The sequence below is a fragment of the Croceibacterium aestuarii genome (assembly GCF_030657335.1).
In the GTDB taxonomy this organism is placed as follows: domain Bacteria; phylum Pseudomonadota; class Alphaproteobacteria; order Sphingomonadales; family Sphingomonadaceae; genus Croceibacterium_B; species Croceibacterium_B aestuarii.
Window position 1 is genome coordinate 1331356 of sequence record NZ_CP131039.1, and the last position, 14874, is coordinate 1346229.

Genomic DNA, 14874 nt, shown 5'->3' on the forward strand with positions numbered 1-14874 from the left:
CCTAACCCTCTCGTGCAGCCCTGATTGCCGCCCCAGCCGCAAACGGCGTTACCGCGCAAAGCAGCAGGCTGATCGCCGCCGTCAGCGCTATCCCCGCATCGCCGCCGGTCGAGAGCGCACCGGCGCCAAAGATCAACAGTGGCACCGCCAGCGGCACCAGTAGCAGCCCGGCGAGCGCGGCTCCGGCGCGCAAGCTCAGGGTCAGCGCGGAAATCATCAGGCCGATCGCGGCGAGGCCCGGCGTGCCGGCGAGCAGGCCCCACTCGAGCGTGGCGACGGTCTCGCCCGGAAGGCCGAGCAATGCGGCGGCGGGCAGGGTGGCGAGCATCAGCGGCGGGCCGAAGCTGAGCCAGTGCGAGACGAGGCGCACCGCGGCGATCGCCTCTTCGGAAATGCCGCGCAGCGCGAACTGGTCGAGGAAGCCCTGCTCGAAATCGGGCGCGAACAGGCGGTCGAGCGGCAGGATCGCCGCGAGCAGGGCGGCGACCCAGACGATTCCGCCGCCGGCGCGCGCCAGCAGCACCGGGTCCGGCCCGACGGCGAAGGGAAACAGCATCGCCACCGCGAGGAAGAACAGCACCGGCAGCACCGCGCCGCCGCGCCGTCCGCCGCCGAAGGCCAGCGCGAGGTCACGCCGAAGCAGGGCGAGGAGAGGGCTCACGGCGCGTAGTCCAGGATGTCGATGGTCTGCAGGCCTTCGAGACCGAACGGCTGGTGCGAGGCGATCAGAGCGAGGCCGCCCTTGTAGCAGTGCGCGGCCACCTGCCCGACCAGCGATGCGGCTGCGGATACGTCCAGCCCGTTGAGCGGCTCGTCGAGCAGCCACAGGCCGCCCGGGCGCGGCGCCGATTGCACGATCGCCGCGCGCTTGCGCTGGCCGGTCGAGAGGTAGCGCACCGGCACCTCGACCAGTGGGGCGAGCGTGCCGGTGTCATGCGCGCCGTCGATCCGCTCCCAGAAGGCCAGCGCCTTGCCCAGCGGCAGGTGCTCGTCGAGCGGCAGGTTGCCGTCGAGCAGCGCCCTCGGACCTTGCCAATCCACGGTTCCGGCAAACGGCCGCAGCAGTCCGGCAACGATCCGCAGCAGGCTCGACTTGCCCGTGCCGTTGGCGCCGCGCACCTGCAGCGCCCCACCCGGCGCAAGCTGGAACGACAACCCGCGAAACAGTACCCGGTCGCCGCGGCGGCAGGCGAGGTCGCTGACTGTGAGGTGGGCCCCTTCCATCGCCGCGAGCGTTAGGCCAAGGAACCGCCAGCGACAATCCTTCGACCCCTGCTTTCGCAGGGGCGGGCAGGCGCAGGACGAGCAGGAGCGAGACACATGGCCGTAGCCGAACTGACCGAGACGGAACGCGAGAGATTGCTCGAAGCCCACGGCGCGTGGTCGCTGGCGCGCGAGGGCAAGGCGATCGAGCGGCATTTCAAGTTCGCCGATTTCAGCGAGGCCTTTGGCTTCATGACCCGCGTCGCTTTGCTAGCTGAAAAGCACGACCACCACCCCGAGTGGTTCAACGTCTACAACCGGGTCGAGATCACCCTGACGACGCACGACGCCGGCGGTCTCTCGGCCCGGGACGCCCGGATGGCCGAGGCGATCGACGCGCTGGTCTAGCGCCCGCTGACCTTGTCGTGCGCCTGGGCCAGCAGCCGGGCGCGCTTCTTGAGGGTGCCGGGCATCCATTTGGCGATGAAGCTCAGCTTGCGTGCGGTCTTGCCGACCAGGTGGTGGGTCTGCTCGCTGCTCATCGCGGCATAGGCCGTGTCGGCCACGACTTCGACCGCGGTGAACTCCAGCCCGGCCTCGACCACGGTATCGCGGATCTTGACGTTGCGGGTGCGGTTGGGCGGGTTCTGCAACAGCGGCGTGTCGATGAAGCTGGGCATCAGGCTGCGGACCCGGATGCCGTGGACCGCCCATTCGGCGTCCAGCGATTCGGTCAGCGAACGCACCGCGGCCTTGGTCGCGCCGTAGAGGCTCTGGTTGGCCATGCCGTGCAGCGCCGCGGCGCTGGCGGTGTTGATCAAGGTCGAACCCGGCGCGGTTTCCTTGAGCCAGGGCAGGGCGGCCTGCGCGCCGTAGACGACCCCGGCGAAGTTCACCGCGATGATCCGGTCGATCTCCTCGAGCGTGTATTCCTCGAGCGCGCCGCCGAGCGAGATACCGGCGTTGTTGACGACGCAGTCGATCCGCCCGCCGGCGGCGCGTGCGGCGATGCGGAGCGCCTCGTCCCACGCCTCGCGATCCGACACGTCGAGCTTGTGGCTGTAGGAGAAGCCGCCGGGCATGCCCGCGACGGTTTCCTCCATGCCTTTCTCGTTCACGTCGGCGAGGGCGACGAACCAGCCCTCGTGCGCGTATTTCTGCGCGATGGCCCGGCCTATGCCGGATCCCGCGCCGGTGACGAAAACCGCCTTGCGAAGCGCCATGCGCTCTCTCCCTCTCGATGCGCGGGAATAGGCGTCAGGCCTCGGCCGCTTCAAGCCCCTTCACGTGGTCCTTGCCGGTGCGGATCTCGGCGGTCGATTTTTCAAGCGTCGCGCCGACGGGTTCGGCCCGGCCGCCCAGGCATTCGGCGAGGAAGTTCTCGGTGATCGCGCTGAAGGCGATGTTGTTTTCCGGGCGGGCGAACCCGTGCCCTTCGTCGGGAAAGACGACGTAAGTGACCGGGATTCCGTCGCGCTCCATCGCCTCGACGATCTGGTCGCTCTCGCTCTGCTTCACCCGCGGGTCGTTGGCCCCCTGCGCGATCAGCAGCGGGCGGCAGATGTCTTTTGCGCGGTAGAGCGGACTGCGGTCCTTGAGCAGCTGCAGGCCGTCGGGCGTTTCGGGATTGCCCATCCGCTGGTGGAACTGCTTGACCAGCGGCTTCCAGTACGGCGGGATCGTCTCGAGCAGGGTTTCGAGGTTCGAGGGGCCGACGATGTCGACCCCGCAGGCGAACACCTCGGGGGTGAACGCGAGGCCGACCAGCGTCGCATAGCCGCCATAGCTGCCGCCCATGATCGCCACCTTGTCGCGCGCGGCGATCCCTTCGGCGACGGCCCACTCGACAGCGTCGATCAGGTCGTCGTGCATCTTGCCGGCCCATTCAAGGTTGGCCGCGTTGACGAAGCCTTTGCCGAACCCGGTCGAGCCGCGGTAATTGACGCTCAGCACGGCGTAGCCGCGGTTGGCGAGCCACTGGTGCCCCGGGTTGAAGCCATAGGCGTCGCGCGCCCAGGGGCCGCCGTGGACCAGCAGCACCAACGGCACCGGCGCATCGGGCTTGCCGTCCTGGTCCGAATCGGTGCCCGGCGGAAGGGTCAGAAAGCTCGGAAGGGTCAGTCCGTCGCGGCTGGGAATTTCGCGCGGATACATCGCGACGAGCGGCGCGCCCTCGAGCTCGGGTCGGGTCACGTAGAACTCTTCCAGCGTCCCCGCCTTGCGGTCGTAGATGAAGGTGCGGCTGGGCGCGGTCAGTGGGTCGTTGCCCACGATCCAGACGTCGTCCTCCTCGGTGCGCGATTGGACCGCGAAATCGCCCGGCAGCTTCTCGCGCAGGAAGTCGAGCGAGGCGCCGATGCCTGCGTCGATCGCGTGCCATTCGCGGCGCAGGTAATTGGCCGACCAGGCCTGCACCACGCCGGTCTTGGTGTCGCGCAGGGTGCCGCCGATGTCGGCCTTGTCGTGCTCGGCCAGCACGGTGCGTTCGCCGCTGGCCACGTCCTCGGCCACCAGCGCCGCGCGGTCGCGGCCGTGGCTGTCGATCCAGTAGAGAATGCTGCCGTCCGCGGTGAAGCCGGCAGGAGCCGTGGTCAGCGAATCTTCGAGGCCGGTACTGGCGAAGGGTGCGTCCTCGACCTTGCCGTCCACCACCTTGAAAAAGTCGCTGCCGCCCTCGGCGTTCTGACGCATGGCCAGCCTCAGCACCAGTTCGTCGTCGGCCATGAAGCCGGCGTAGCTGTCCTCGTTGCGCAGCTTTTCGGTCAAGGCGCCGGTGTTCACGTCGAGCAGGTGGACGTCGAACATCGAGGGGTCGCGGTTGTTGAGTCCGACGAGGATCTTGTCCTTGTGCTCGTGCGAGGCGCCGACGATCTGCACGCGGGTGTCCTCGAACGGGGTCAGCGCCGTCTCCTCGCCGCTTGCCACGTCGACGCGGTAGAGCAGGAAGTTCTCGTCGCCCGCCTTGTCCTGCACGTAGAGCAGGCTCTTGCTGTCGCCGGCCCAGAAATACTGCCGGATGGGGCGATCGGTCGCAGCGGTCATCGCCTTGGCCTCGTCGGGGCTGGCCTTGGGCGCCATCCACACGTTGAGCACGCCGTCGCGCGGGGCCAGCCAACTCAGCCACTTGCCGTCGGGACTGATCTGGCCGCCGGCCCGGGTCGGGTTGCCGTACAGGTCGTCGCGCGGGATCAGCGGGAAATCGGCAAGGCTCTGGGTCATGGCATTCTCTCAGGGTTGGATGGTCCGGATATGCGCCGAGATGGTGCCTCGCGGTCCGGTTGCAAGCTGTGTTGTATGCCTAATACACGAAGCCGACAAGCGGGCGCGAAGAGGCCGGGGCGCAGGGTTACCAAGTTTACAGGTGTAACCCGCAGCCGGGTCCATCAAAATCGTTGTATTTCAACGGCATGGACGGTGCAGGGTGACGGATACGGAGGATGACACATGCGGGGGGCGGAACAAAATCTTGCTGCCCGGCCGAGCGACTGCGGACCGGGGCGACGGCGGGCGGCGAACGGCGGAGCGAGGGGCGTGTGTCATCGGCACGAACCTAGGCACCTTGCAGCCTTGTAGGAAAGGACTTTTGTCGATCCGCCCACCGGCGGGATAGCCCCCTGCCGGGAAGGGACCTTCGCGGCGGCAGGCTACAACGCCGCGTTGTTGTAGCAGTGCCAGGTGAGGATCGCGACGGCCCCGCGGTGCGGGCTCCAGGGCTCGGCCAGCGCGCGGACCTGCTTCTCGCTGGGCCGTTCCTCCAGCCCGAGGATCTTGCCGATGCCGGCCTGCACGGCGAGGTCGCCGGCCGGCCAGATGTCGGGCCTTCCTTCTGCGAAGAGCAGGTAAATTTCCGCCGACCAGCGGCCGATCCCCTTGATGCGGACCAGTTCGGCGATCGCTTCCTCGTCATCGGCCGGCAGGTTGTCGAGGTCGAGCTCGCCGCTGGCGACGAGTTCGCACAGCGAGCGGGCATAACCCTGCTTCTGGCGCGACAGGCCGCAGGCGCGCAGCGCGTCGTAATCGCGCGCGAGCAGTTCGCTGGCGAGCATTTCCTCGCCCAGCTCGGCCTCGAGCTTGCGCCACATGCTCGAGGCCGCGGCGACGCTGACCTGCTGGCCGACGATGGTCCGCAGCAGGGTGCGGTAGCCGCGGTCGCGGATGCGGGGTTCGGGGTGTCCGGCGAGGTCGAGCGCGCGGGCGATCGCCGGTTCGCGCTCGGCGACGACGCGCAATCCTTCTCGCAGCTGCTGCGCGCTCAGTCCCATTTGCACTCCGCTTGCCAAGTCAGGCGGGATTGCCTAGCAGCCGCGCCGGTCAAGGCCAGAGGAAAGCGAACGCAATGCCCAAGCTGACAGTCGTGAACCGCGCCGGCGAGGAAAAGACCGTCGAAGTCGGCAACGGTCTGACGGTGATGGAATCGATCCGCGACAACGGCTTCGACGAACTGCTGGCGCTGTGCGGCGGTTGCTGTTCGTGCGCGACGTGCCACGTCCATGTCGACCCGGCGTTTTTCGACAAGCTTCCGCCGATCAGCGAGGACGAGGACGACCTGCTCGACTCCAGCGACCACCGCGACGAATACTCGCGCCTGTCGTGTCAAATTCCTTTCACGCCCGACCTCGACGGGCTCAAGGTGCGGATCGCCGAAGAAGACTGATTTCACGGGCAACAAGCGCAATTGCGTTGCGGCCTGGCGGTGCGCCCCCTAGTTCGTAACCATGACGGCGCTGCGCACTCTTACCAACACGCTCGATCTCATCGGTAACACGCCTCTCGTCCTGCTCAAGGGTCCGAGCGAGGCCGCCGGCTGCGAGATCTGGGGCAAGTGCGAATTCATGAACCCCGGCGCTTCGGTCAAGGACCGGGCGGCGCTGTGGATCGTGCGCGATGCCGAGGAAAAGGGCGAGCTGAGGCCCGGCGGCACCATCGTCGAAGGGACCGCGGGCAATACCGGGATCGGCCTTGCGCTGGTCGCCAATGCGCTCGGCTACAAATCGGTCATCGTCATGCCCGACAATCAGTCGAAGGAGAAGATGGACACCTTGCGCGCGCTCGGCGCGGAGCTCGTGACCGTCCCGCCGACCAAGTTCGCCGATTGCAACCACTTCGTCCACACCAGCCGCCGCCTGGCCGAGGAAACCGAGGGAGCGGTCTGGGCGAACCAGTTCGACAATGTCGCCAATCGCCGGGCGCACCTCGAAGGCACCGCACCGGAAATCTGGGAGCAAGTCGAGGGGCGGATCGACGGCTTCACCTGCGCGGTGGGCACTGGCGGCACGCTGGCCGGCACCGCGATGGGTCTCAAGGAACGCGACGAGAAGGTCACCATCGCGCTGACCGATCCCTACGGCGCGGCGCTGTACAACTATTACGCCCACGGCGAACTGAAGTCGGAGGGCAGCTCGGTCGCCGAAGGCATCGGGCAGGGGCGGATCACCGCCAATCTCGAAGGCGCGCCGATCGATACCCAGTTCCGCATTTCCGACGTCGAGGGGCTCGAATGGGTCGGCCGGCTGCTGCGCGAGGAGGGGCTCTGCCTCGGCCTGTCGAGCGGGATCAACGTCGCCGGTGCGGTCGCGCTGGGCCGGAAGCTCGGCAAGGGCAGCCGGGTGGCGACGATCCTGTGCGATACCGGGTTCCGCTATCTTTCCTCGCTCTACTCGGCGGAATGGCTCGAGTCGAAGAACCTGCCGGTTTTCGACTGGCTGCGTTCATCTTGAAGCGCTAAACTCCGCGGCGATGGCCGAGGACATTTCCGAAACCGAAGCGGCGGATATCAAGCGCGGCGCGGCGCGTGCGCAGGCCGCGCAGCGTCTGCAGGTCGGCCTGTTCGGGCTCGGCGGGATGATCCTGCTGATCGGCGTCGCGAACATCATCATGAACCAGGCCCTCGAAGCGGAGGCGACGGTGGTGCCCGAGGCCGCCGCGACCGTGGCGCCGAAAGAAGCGCCGACGAGCGCGAGCGACCCGCTGGCGGATGCCGGCGTCGGGCCCGACCTGCCGTCCGAACCGCTGAAGCCGCCGGCGGAAAAGGTGCCGGCGCTCGGCCCGACCAATGCTCCACCGACCAACACCGACTAGCGCCGTCCTCGCCCTGCTCGCGGCCTGTCTGGCCGGTGCGGCGGCGACTGCGGGGGAGACAGCGCCGCGCCCTGTCCTCGGCCTGATGGGGACGGTGCCGATCTACTGGGGCGAAGCTGCCGGGATTAACGAAGTGCTGACGGCCAAGGCCGAACCGCACTGGGCGCGGCCGGTGCTGGAGCGCAGCTACGACCTGCAGCCGATCGACAGCCTCGATGCCGCTGCGCTGGCCAAGGTCGACGATCTGCTGCTGGCCCAGCCGCGCGCGCTGAGCGGGAAGGAGAATGTCGCTCTCGACGCCTGGGTCCGACAGGGCGGGCACCTGCTGCTGTTCGCCGATCCGATGATGACCGGGCATTCGCGCTTCGCGCTGGGCGACCGGCGCCGGCCGCAGGACGTGACCCTGCTCTCGCCGATCCTCAGCCACTGGGGGCTGGCGATGGATTTCGACGCCGACCAGCTGCCGCGAGCGGAACTGGTCGAAACCGAGGACCTTGCCCTGCCGGTCAACCTCCCGGGCCGCTTCGCCCTTCGCGGTGAATCGGCGCCGTGCCGCATTTCGGGCGCGGGCGTACTGGCGCGCTGCGCCATCGGTGCCGGCACGGCGACGATCCTCGCCGATGCCGCGCTGCTCGACCTCTACGACCCGGATCCTGGCGCCGCGCGCGCGCTGCAAGGGCTGATACGCCTCGCCTTCGCTCCCGCCGGGGAAATCGCGGGACGCTAGCCAGGGCTCCGCATCGCCGAGAGAAAAATCGGTCCGCATTCGAGGGTTGTGGGCCCTTCTTTGCGAACTTTTTACACAAATTCCCCGATTTTCCCCTTCCATCCCCGAACCACCCGCGATAGATAGCGAGTCCATCGGACAAACCGCCCGAAATTCCTCCCATTTGTCGGGAGACGGCTCCGTACGCGCTGGAGCCGGCGGGGGAGGTGCGTCCGTACGCCGCAGGGGCAAATGAGGGACGGGGTAACGGTCAGTGGCTGACAAGCCCATCAGGTATCACGGCAAGGGCTTTTCGCTACGCGGCGAGAAGAATCGCCTCGTGCTGCCGACGACCCTGCGCAAGGACGTGGTTGCCTCCAGCGGCGGCGAGCGGATCGTCTGCCTGACCAAGCACCCCGACTGGGACTGCCTGATGGGCTTCGGCCTGTCGCACACCGAGACGTTCGACGCCTGGCTCGACAGCGAGCAGGAGCGCGCCACGCGGCTGGGCCGCGATTTCAACCGCGGGGCGATGTCGCTGGCGCTCTACGGGTACGAAGACCTGCCGTTCGATGCGAGCGGCCGGTTCGTCCTCAACCCCGACCTGCTCGAGATGGGGAAAATCGGGGACGAAGTCTATTTCCAGGGCGCCGGCGAATACTTCACGCTCTGGGCGCCCGACCAGCTCTACGCCATGGACAGCGCTTTCGAAGGGGCCAAGGTTTCCTGCCGCCGGCTCCAGGCCGAAGCGCAGAAGGGCAAGCGCAAGTGAGCGCGCCGCACGTCCCTGTCCTGCTCGACGAGGTTATCGCGGCGCTGGGCCCGCAACCTGGCGACGTGGTGGTCGACGCGACCTTCGGCGCGGGTGGCTATACCCGCGCGATCCTCGATCGCGGCGCGACGGTCCATGCCTTCGACCGCGACCCCGATGCCATCGCGGCCGGGCAGGCCTGGCCCGAGACGCGCGAGGTCCCGCCGCGCCTCGTGCTCCACCCGCGCCGCTTTTCCGAAATGGTCGCCGCCCTCGGCGAAGCCGGAATCGCGCGGGTCGACGGTGTGACGATGGATGTCGGCGTCTCCTCGATGCAGCTCGACCAGGCCGACCGCGGCTTCGCCTTCTCGGCCGACGGCCCGCTCGACATGCGCATGAGCCGCGAGGGCGAGAGCGCCGCCGACTTCCTCAACGCGGCGCGCGAGGAGGACATCGCCGACGTGCTCTACCAATACGGCGAAGAGCGGCAGAGTCGCCGCGTCGCCCGGGCCATCGTTGCCGCCCGTCCGCTGGCGACGACGGGCGACCTGGCGCGCGTTGTGCGCAAGGCGCTCGGCCATCGTCCCGGCGCGCCCAAGGACCCCGCCACCCGCACCTTTCAGGCGGTGCGGATCCACGTCAATGCCGAGCTCGCCGAACTCGAAGCGGGCCTGCGTGCGGCGGAAGTGCTGCTCGGCGAGGGCGGACGGCTGGCGGTGGTCAGCTTCCATTCGCTCGAAGACCGTATCGTGAAGCGCTTTCTGCGCGAGGCAGCCGGAGCGCATGCCGGCACTTCGCGCCACGTGCCCGAGCCGAAGGCCGATTCCCCTCCGGCCTTCGCTCGGGTTTCGAAGGCCATTCGGCCCTCGCAAGCGGAAATCGCGCGCAACCCCCGGGCCCGCTCGGCAACCCTGCGCGCCGCGGTACGCACTGCCTCGCCAGCGCGGGAGGCCGCATGACCCGGCAAAGTCGCCTGCGCCGCATCGGCTGGTTCGCCGCCCTGTCGATCTGCACGCTGTTCTACGTCGGCTTGCATCTCAAGGTGAACGCGGTGCGCAGCGACGTGGTCCGCGCCGAGCGCCAGATCGTCGCGCTCGAATCGCAGAAGCTTCTGCTGCAGACCGAGTTCGAGACTCGCGCCAGCCAGGAACAGCTGGCGAGCTGGAACCGGGTCGAATTCGGCTACGTCGCGCCCGGGGCGAGCCAGTTCGTCACCGACGAGCGCGAGCTCAACGATTTCGGTTCGCCGCCGAGTGCCGGCGCGCCGGCCCCGATCCGCGTCGCCAGCGCCGCCGGCGGCGAGGCGGCACCGCCGTTTCCCAAGCTCGTTTCACCCTTGACCGGCAAGCCGATCGACAAGCGGCTGATCGGACCCGAGACGCCGCGCGAGGCGATGGTCGCGAGGAACGAGGGCGGGATCCGCATCCCGCTCGACGCCGCGGCCGGAGGCTTGGGCGAGTGAATGCGCTGACCTTCAACGGCGGCTACACCGCGCCGCGCATCCGGGTCGGCTTCGCCCCAGCGCGTATCCAGCTCTCGGACATGCGCCGCAGGGTCCTCGTCACCGCACAGCTGCGCATGCTCCTGCTCGGTGCGCTGTTCCTGCTCGTCGCCTGCGCGGCGCTGCTGCGGATCGCCTATCTCGGTTTCGTCCAGCCGGCGCCCGAAGAGCATTCGATGGCCGAGGCCCTGCTGCCGCCGCGGGGCGAAATCACCGACCGCAACGGCGTGGCACTGGCGCGGGCTTTCCCGGCCTATTCGCTGTGGTTCAACCCCGACGCCCTGTCCGACGGCGGCCCGCCGCTGGTCAAGCCGGCGCGCGTGGTGGCGGCGCGGCTCAAGGCCATTTTCCCCGATCTCGACACCGCCGAGACGGTCAAGCTGCTGACCTCGGGCAAGCCCGGCTATATCCGCAACCGCATCCTGCCCGAAGAGGTCAACAAGGTCGTCGCCATCGGCGAGCTGGCGCTCGAGACGCCGTCGGAAGAAGACCGCCAATACCCGCAGGGCAAACTGGCGGCGCACATCCTCGGCTACGTTGCTTCCGACGGTCACGGCCGCGTCGGGATGGAGAGCTTCCTCGACAAGCGGCTGCTGGCACCGTCGGAACGCGGCCATCCAGCCGCCTTGTCGGTCGACGTCAGGGTCCAGGGCGCGCTCGAGGACGAACTGGCTTCCGGCATGCGGGCGGTCGATGCCGTGGGCGCCGCGGGCATCGTGCTCGACGTCGACACCGGCGAAGTCCTCGCGCTCGCCTCGCTGCCTTCGTTCGACCCCAACAAGATCGACGATGCGGGCCAGTCGAACATGTTCAACCGGGTGACCAACCAGGTCTACGAGCTCGGTTCGACCTTCAAGCCCCTGACCGTCGCCGCGGCAATCGATGCGGGGACGATTACCGACCTTTCGCGGCGGTACTCGGCTCGGCCCATTCCGATCGGCGGCTTCACCATCAAGGACAGCCACGACCTCGGCGCGACGCTCAACGTGCCGGAAACGCTGATCCATTCATCGAACGTGGTCACCGCGCACATTGTCGAGGATCTGGGCCCCGACAAGCTCAAGCGGACCATGTCCGACCTCGGCATGGACGAGCGGCCCTACATCGAACTGCCGGCGCGCGGCTTCCCGATCTGGGCGAGCGGCAAGTGGCCGCTCCTGCGGGCGATGACCGTCGGATACGGCCACGGCATTGCCGTCACGCCGCTGCACCTGGCCAGCGCTTATGCGGCGCTGGTCAACGGCGGACTCTGGCGTCCGGCGACGCTGCTCAAGGTCGAGCCCGGCCATGCCGCGCGGGGCCGCCGGGTCTTCAAGGCCAGCACCAGCGCGCGGATGAACCAGCTGCTGCGGATGATCGCGGTCTTCGGGACCGGGCGCAAGGCGAACGCGGAAGGCTTCCGCGTCGGCGGCAAGACCGGCAGCGCGGAAAAGCCAGGCGCGGGCGGCTATCGGCACTCGACTCTGGTTTCGACCTTCGCTGCGGCCTTCCCGATGGACAAGCCGCGCTACGTCGTCATCGTCATGCTCGACGAGCCCAAGGCCGTCGCCGCCAGTTCCTATCAGCGCACCGCCGCCTGGAATGCGGCGCCGATCGTCGGCAAGCTCGTCCCCCGCATCGGGCCGATGCTCGGCGTCTTGCCCGACGCGAGCCGGGACATCGACCTGTCGGACCTCAGACCGCTGGTCGGCGACGGGGGCGGCGAATGAAGCTGTCCGCCCTCGCCGAGGCGGCCGGACTCGATGCGGGAAGTGCGGGCGAGGCCGATGTCACCGGTTTCGCCATCGACCATCGCAAGGTGGCCCCGGGCAACATCTTCGGCGCCTTCCAGGGCGCCGCCGTCAACGGCGAGGACTTCATTCCCGCCGCCGTCAGCGGCGGGGCGGTCGCGGTGGTCGCCCGGCCCGAGGCGACGGTCGAGGGCGCAGCGCATCTCGCCGACCCGGTTCCGCGCCGCGCCTTCGCCCGGCTCGCGGCGCAGTTCTTCCGCCCGGTCCCCGGCACCGTGGTCGCCGTGACCGGAACCAACGGCAAGACCTCCACCGTCGAGATGACGCGGCAGATCTGGCGCATGTGCGGCGAACGCGCGGCCTCGATCGGCACCCTCGGCGTGACCACGCCGGACGAAAGCGTCTCGACCGGACTGACGACGCCCGACATCGTCACTTTCCTTTCCAACATGACCGGCCTGGCGCGCGAAGGCGTGACCCATGTCGCCTACGAGGCGTCGAGCCACGGCCTCAGTCAGTACCGCAACGAGGGGCTGCCGGTCGCCGCCGGCGCCTTTACCAACCTGAGCCGCGACCACCTCGACTACCATGCCGGAATGGAAGACTATTTCGCGGCCAAGATGCGCCTCTTTGCCGAGGTGGTGGACGCGGGCGGCGCGGCGGTGATCTGGACGGACGACGCGTGGAGCGACCGCGCTGTCGAAGCGGCCCGGGCGCGAGGGTTGCGACTTGTCACCGTGGGGCAACAGGGCGACGCGATCCGCCTGCTTTCCCGCAATCCCGGGCAGCTCGGCCAGGACCTCGAGATCGAGATCGGCGGGATGCGCAAATCGATCATGCTGCCGCTGATCGGCGCTTACCAGGTGGCCAACGCGCTCGTCGCGGCGGGGCTTGTGCTGGCGACCGGCGGGGAGCCGGCGCGGATATTCGATGCCGTCGCGCGCCTGCAGCCGGTTCGCGGGCGGCTCGAACGCGCCGCGATTACCGCCAGCGGCGCGCCGGTCTACGTCGATTACGCGCACACTGCCGAGGCGCTGGGGGCGGCGATGGAAGCGCTTCGGCCGCATGTGGAACACCGCCTGATCACGGTGTTCGGTGCCGGCGGCGACCGCGACCAGGGCAAGCGCCGCGACATGGGCGAGGTCGCGGAAGCGAAATCCGACCTCGTCATCGTCACCGACGACAATCCGCGCGGCGAGGATCCGGCGCGAATCCGCAAGATGATCATCGAGGGCACGACGCGGGCCCGCGAGATCGGCGACCGGCGCGAGGCGATTGCCGCCGCCATAGCCGCGGCGGGCAAGGGCGACATCGTCCTCATCGCCGGAAAGGGACACGAACAGGGGCAGATCGTCGGGCGCGGGAGCGAGATGCGCGTCCTGCCCTTCGACGACGTGACGGTGGCGCGCGAATGCGCCGCTACGGGAGGACACGATTGATGGGTGCACTCGAGAAGCTGCTGGCCTGGCCTGCGCGCGATCATGACCGCTATGCCCACGCCCTGTGGACGGCAGCCGAGATCGCCGAGGCGACGGGGGGCGCGGCGAGCGGCCCGTTCCAGGTCTCCGGCGTCGAGATGGATTCGCGCGACGTGCGTCCGGGCGACCTGTTCATCGCGCTCAAGGGCGAGGCGATGGACGGGCACAAGTTCGTCGACAAGGCGATCGCCAACGGCGCCGCGGCGGTGGTGGTCGAGCACCCGGTCGACTGGCCCCACGTGCTGGTCGAGGATACCACACGCGCGCTCCAGGCGCTGGCCGCGGCCGCGCGCGAACGCGGCGCAGCGCGCATCGTCGGGGTGACCGGCTCGGTCGGCAAGACCGGGGTCAAGGAAGCGATATTCACCGCGCTCGACCGGTCGAGCCGCGGAGCGGCGCACCGCTCGGTCAGGAGCTACAACAACCACGTCGGCGTGCCGCTCAGCCTCGCCCGCATGCCCGGGCGCTCGGCCTACGGCGTGTTCGAGATGGGCATGAACCATGCCGGCGAAATCGCCGCACTGACGGTGCAGGTCCGCCCCCACGTGGCGGTGATCACCACGATTGCCCCGGCGCACATCGAAAACCTCGGCAGCGAGGAAGCGATTGCCGCTGCCAAGGCGGAAATCTTTGCCGGACTCGAACCCGGGGGCACCGCGGTGATCCCGGCCGACAGCGTGCATTTCGCGCGGCTCAAGGCGGCGGCCGAAGCCGTTGGAGCCCGGGTGATTTCGTTCGGGCAGGAAAAGCAAGCCGACGTCCGCCTGCTCGATGCAGTTCCGTCGGCCAACGGCGGCTCGCTGGTCACCGCGGCGTTCGGCGAGCGGCGGCTGTGCTACACCGTGGCCGAACCGGGCGAGCACTGGGTGGCCAACTCGCTCTGCGTCATGGCGGCGGTCCACGCTGCGGGCGGGGACCTTGGCGCCGCCGGGCTCGCGCTCGCCGAGATGGGCGGGCTCAAGGGCCGCGGCGCCCGTCACCGCATTCCGGTCGCCGGCGGCAACGCCTTGCTGATCGACGAGAGCTACAACGCCAATCCCACCTCGATGCGCGCCACGCTGGCGCAGCTCGGGCATACGCCGGCCGGGCGCCGCATCGCCGTACTCGGCGCGATGAAGGAACTGGGTGACTTTTCAGATGCTTTCCATGTCCAGCTGGCCGAGCCGCTGACCGCGGCGCAAGTCGACTATGCAGTGCTCGTCGGACCCGAGATGACCGCCCTCGCACGCGAACTGGGGAAAGCGGCCCACAATCCGCTTGGCAAGCCTGTGAGTTTTGCCCATTGCAGCGACCCGGGTGAAGCCATTTCCGCTCTTGAGGAGTATGGCCTCGTGGCGGGTGACGCGGTCCTGGTAAAAGGGTCGAACTCAGTAGGACTTTCCCGCTTGGTGTCGCATTTCGCAGCCAGGGAAGGCTGACAGGCACGG

The 14874-nt window shown here is 68.7% G+C and carries 16 protein-coding genes; 11 read left to right on the forward strand and 5 right to left on the reverse strand.

Annotated features, from left to right (window positions below):
* Position 1 precedes the first annotated feature (1 nt).
* A complete protein-coding gene (locus tag Q7I88_RS06365; RefSeq protein WP_305098205.1) occupies positions 2-661 on the reverse strand; it encodes a heme exporter protein CcmB in 660 nt (219 codons plus the stop codon).
* Complete coding sequence (gene ccmA, locus Q7I88_RS06370; RefSeq protein ID WP_305098206.1) at positions 658-1224, reverse strand: heme ABC exporter ATP-binding protein CcmA; 567 nt, start codon at positions 1222-1224, stop codon at positions 658-660. Before ccmA ends, Q7I88_RS06365 begins: the two co-directional genes overlap by 4 nt.
* Positions 1225-1320: 96 nt before the next feature.
* Between ccmA and Q7I88_RS06375 the strand changes: the two genes are divergently transcribed.
* On the forward strand, positions 1321-1611 hold the full coding sequence (locus Q7I88_RS06375) for a 4a-hydroxytetrahydrobiopterin dehydratase (protein WP_305098207.1): 291 nt from the start codon (positions 1321-1323) through the stop codon (positions 1609-1611).
* Here Q7I88_RS06375 and Q7I88_RS06380 read toward each other — a convergent pair.
* The 3 genes from Q7I88_RS06380 to Q7I88_RS06390 form a co-directional block, all read right to left on the reverse strand.
* Positions 1608-2426: an SDR family oxidoreductase gene (locus Q7I88_RS06380; protein WP_305098208.1), complete on the reverse strand. Its 819-nt coding sequence runs from the start codon at positions 2424-2426 to the stop codon at positions 1608-1610. The two genes, Q7I88_RS06375 and Q7I88_RS06380, sit on opposite strands and share 4 nt — an antisense overlap.
* A 34-nt stretch (positions 2427-2460) precedes the next feature.
* Positions 2461-4422: a S9 family peptidase gene (locus tag Q7I88_RS06385; protein ID WP_305098209.1), complete on the reverse strand. Its 1962-nt coding sequence runs from the start codon at positions 4420-4422 to the stop codon at positions 2461-2463.
* 425 nt (positions 4423-4847) lie between these two features.
* Positions 4848-5465 carry a DNA-3-methyladenine glycosylase family protein gene (locus Q7I88_RS06390; protein WP_305098210.1) on the reverse strand — a complete coding sequence of 206 codons (618 nt, stop codon included), beginning with the start codon at positions 5463-5465 and terminating at the stop codon, positions 4848-4850.
* A 74-nt stretch (positions 5466-5539) separates the two neighbouring features.
* Between Q7I88_RS06390 and Q7I88_RS06395 the strand changes: the two genes are divergently transcribed.
* From Q7I88_RS06395 to Q7I88_RS06440, 10 genes are all read left to right on the forward strand, one after another.
* Positions 5540-5857, forward strand: coding sequence for a 2Fe-2S iron-sulfur cluster-binding protein (locus Q7I88_RS06395; RefSeq protein WP_305098211.1), 318 nt, complete (start codon positions 5540-5542; stop codon positions 5855-5857).
* 61 nt (positions 5858-5918) lie between these two features.
* Entirely contained in the window at positions 5919-6920 is a 1002-nt protein-coding gene (locus tag Q7I88_RS06400) for a cysteine synthase A (protein WP_305098212.1), read from the forward strand.
* Between the two features lie 19 nt (positions 6921-6939).
* The gene (locus tag Q7I88_RS06405; RefSeq protein WP_305098213.1) at positions 6940-7281 is read left to right on the forward strand and encodes a hypothetical protein; all 342 of its coding nucleotides are present in this window, start codon (positions 6940-6942) and stop codon (positions 7279-7281) included.
* Positions 7256-8008 carry a Gldg family protein gene (locus Q7I88_RS06410; protein ID WP_305098214.1) on the forward strand — a complete coding sequence of 251 codons (753 nt, stop codon included), beginning with the start codon at positions 7256-7258 and terminating at the stop codon, positions 8006-8008. The genes Q7I88_RS06405 and Q7I88_RS06410 overlap by 26 nt, the downstream gene beginning before the upstream one ends.
* A gap of 253 nt (positions 8009-8261) precedes the next feature.
* Positions 8262-8759 carry a division/cell wall cluster transcriptional repressor MraZ gene (locus Q7I88_RS06415; protein ID WP_305098215.1) on the forward strand — a complete coding sequence of 166 codons (498 nt, stop codon included), beginning with the start codon at positions 8262-8264 and terminating at the stop codon, positions 8757-8759.
* Positions 8756-9697 (forward strand): 16S rRNA (cytosine(1402)-N(4))-methyltransferase RsmH, encoded by a 942-nt coding sequence (gene rsmH / locus Q7I88_RS06420; protein WP_305098216.1) that lies wholly within the window; start codon positions 8756-8758, stop codon positions 9695-9697. The genes Q7I88_RS06415 and rsmH overlap by 4 nt, the downstream gene beginning before the upstream one ends.
* Positions 9694-10200, forward strand: a complete 507-nt coding sequence (locus Q7I88_RS06425; RefSeq protein ID WP_305098217.1) for a hypothetical protein — start codon at positions 9694-9696, stop codon at positions 10198-10200. The genes rsmH and Q7I88_RS06425 overlap by 4 nt, the downstream gene beginning before the upstream one ends.
* Positions 10201-10280: 80 nt before the next feature.
* Positions 10281-11948: a peptidoglycan D,D-transpeptidase FtsI family protein gene (locus tag Q7I88_RS06430; RefSeq protein WP_439648384.1), complete on the forward strand. Its 1668-nt coding sequence runs from the start codon at positions 10281-10283 to the stop codon at positions 11946-11948.
* On the forward strand, positions 11945-13408 hold the full coding sequence (locus Q7I88_RS06435; RefSeq protein ID WP_305098218.1) for a UDP-N-acetylmuramoyl-L-alanyl-D-glutamate--2,6-diaminopimelate ligase: 1464 nt from the start codon (positions 11945-11947) through the stop codon (positions 13406-13408). The genes Q7I88_RS06430 and Q7I88_RS06435 overlap by 4 nt, the downstream gene beginning before the upstream one ends.
* On the forward strand, positions 13408-14865 hold the full coding sequence (locus Q7I88_RS06440) for a UDP-N-acetylmuramoyl-tripeptide--D-alanyl-D-alanine ligase (protein WP_305098219.1): 1458 nt from the start codon (positions 13408-13410) through the stop codon (positions 14863-14865). The genes Q7I88_RS06435 and Q7I88_RS06440 overlap by 1 nt, the downstream gene beginning before the upstream one ends.
* Positions 14866-14874: the final 9 nt, after the last annotated feature.

Excerpts from the sequence above, each read along its gene's own strand:
- ccmA (WP_305098206.1), bottom strand. The coding sequence starts at position 1,224 with ATGGAAGGGGCCCACCTCACAGTCAGCGACCTCGCCTGCCGCCGCGGC.
- Q7I88_RS06375 (WP_305098207.1), top strand. The coding sequence starts at position 1,321 with ATGGCCGTAGCCGAACTGACCGAGACGGAACGCGAGAGATTGCTCGAA.
- Q7I88_RS06380 (WP_305098208.1), bottom strand. The coding sequence starts at position 2,426 with ATGGCGCTTCGCAAGGCGGTTTTCGTCACCGGCGCGGGATCCGGCATA.
- Q7I88_RS06385 (WP_305098209.1), bottom strand. The coding sequence starts at position 4,422 with ATGACCCAGAGCCTTGCCGATTTCCCGCTGATCCCGCGCGACGACCTG.
- Q7I88_RS06390 (WP_305098210.1), bottom strand. The coding sequence starts at position 5,465 with ATGGGACTGAGCGCGCAGCAGCTGCGAGAAGGATTGCGCGTCGTCGCC.
- Q7I88_RS06395 (WP_305098211.1), top strand. The coding sequence starts at position 5,540 with ATGCCCAAGCTGACAGTCGTGAACCGCGCCGGCGAGGAAAAGACCGTC.
- Q7I88_RS06400 (WP_305098212.1), top strand. The coding sequence starts at position 5,919 with ATGACGGCGCTGCGCACTCTTACCAACACGCTCGATCTCATCGGTAAC.
- Q7I88_RS06405 (WP_305098213.1), top strand. The coding sequence starts at position 6,940 with ATGGCCGAGGACATTTCCGAAACCGAAGCGGCGGATATCAAGCGCGGC.
- Q7I88_RS06410 (WP_305098214.1), top strand. The coding sequence starts at position 7,256 with ATGCTCCACCGACCAACACCGACTAGCGCCGTCCTCGCCCTGCTCGCG.
- Q7I88_RS06425 (WP_305098217.1), top strand. The coding sequence starts at position 9,694 with ATGACCCGGCAAAGTCGCCTGCGCCGCATCGGCTGGTTCGCCGCCCTG.
- Q7I88_RS06430 (WP_439648384.1), top strand. The coding sequence starts at position 10,281 with ATGCGCCGCAGGGTCCTCGTCACCGCACAGCTGCGCATGCTCCTGCTC.
- Q7I88_RS06435 (WP_305098218.1), top strand. The coding sequence starts at position 11,945 with ATGAAGCTGTCCGCCCTCGCCGAGGCGGCCGGACTCGATGCGGGAAGT.
- Q7I88_RS06440 (WP_305098219.1), top strand. The coding sequence starts at position 13,408 with ATGGGTGCACTCGAGAAGCTGCTGGCCTGGCCTGCGCGCGATCATGAC.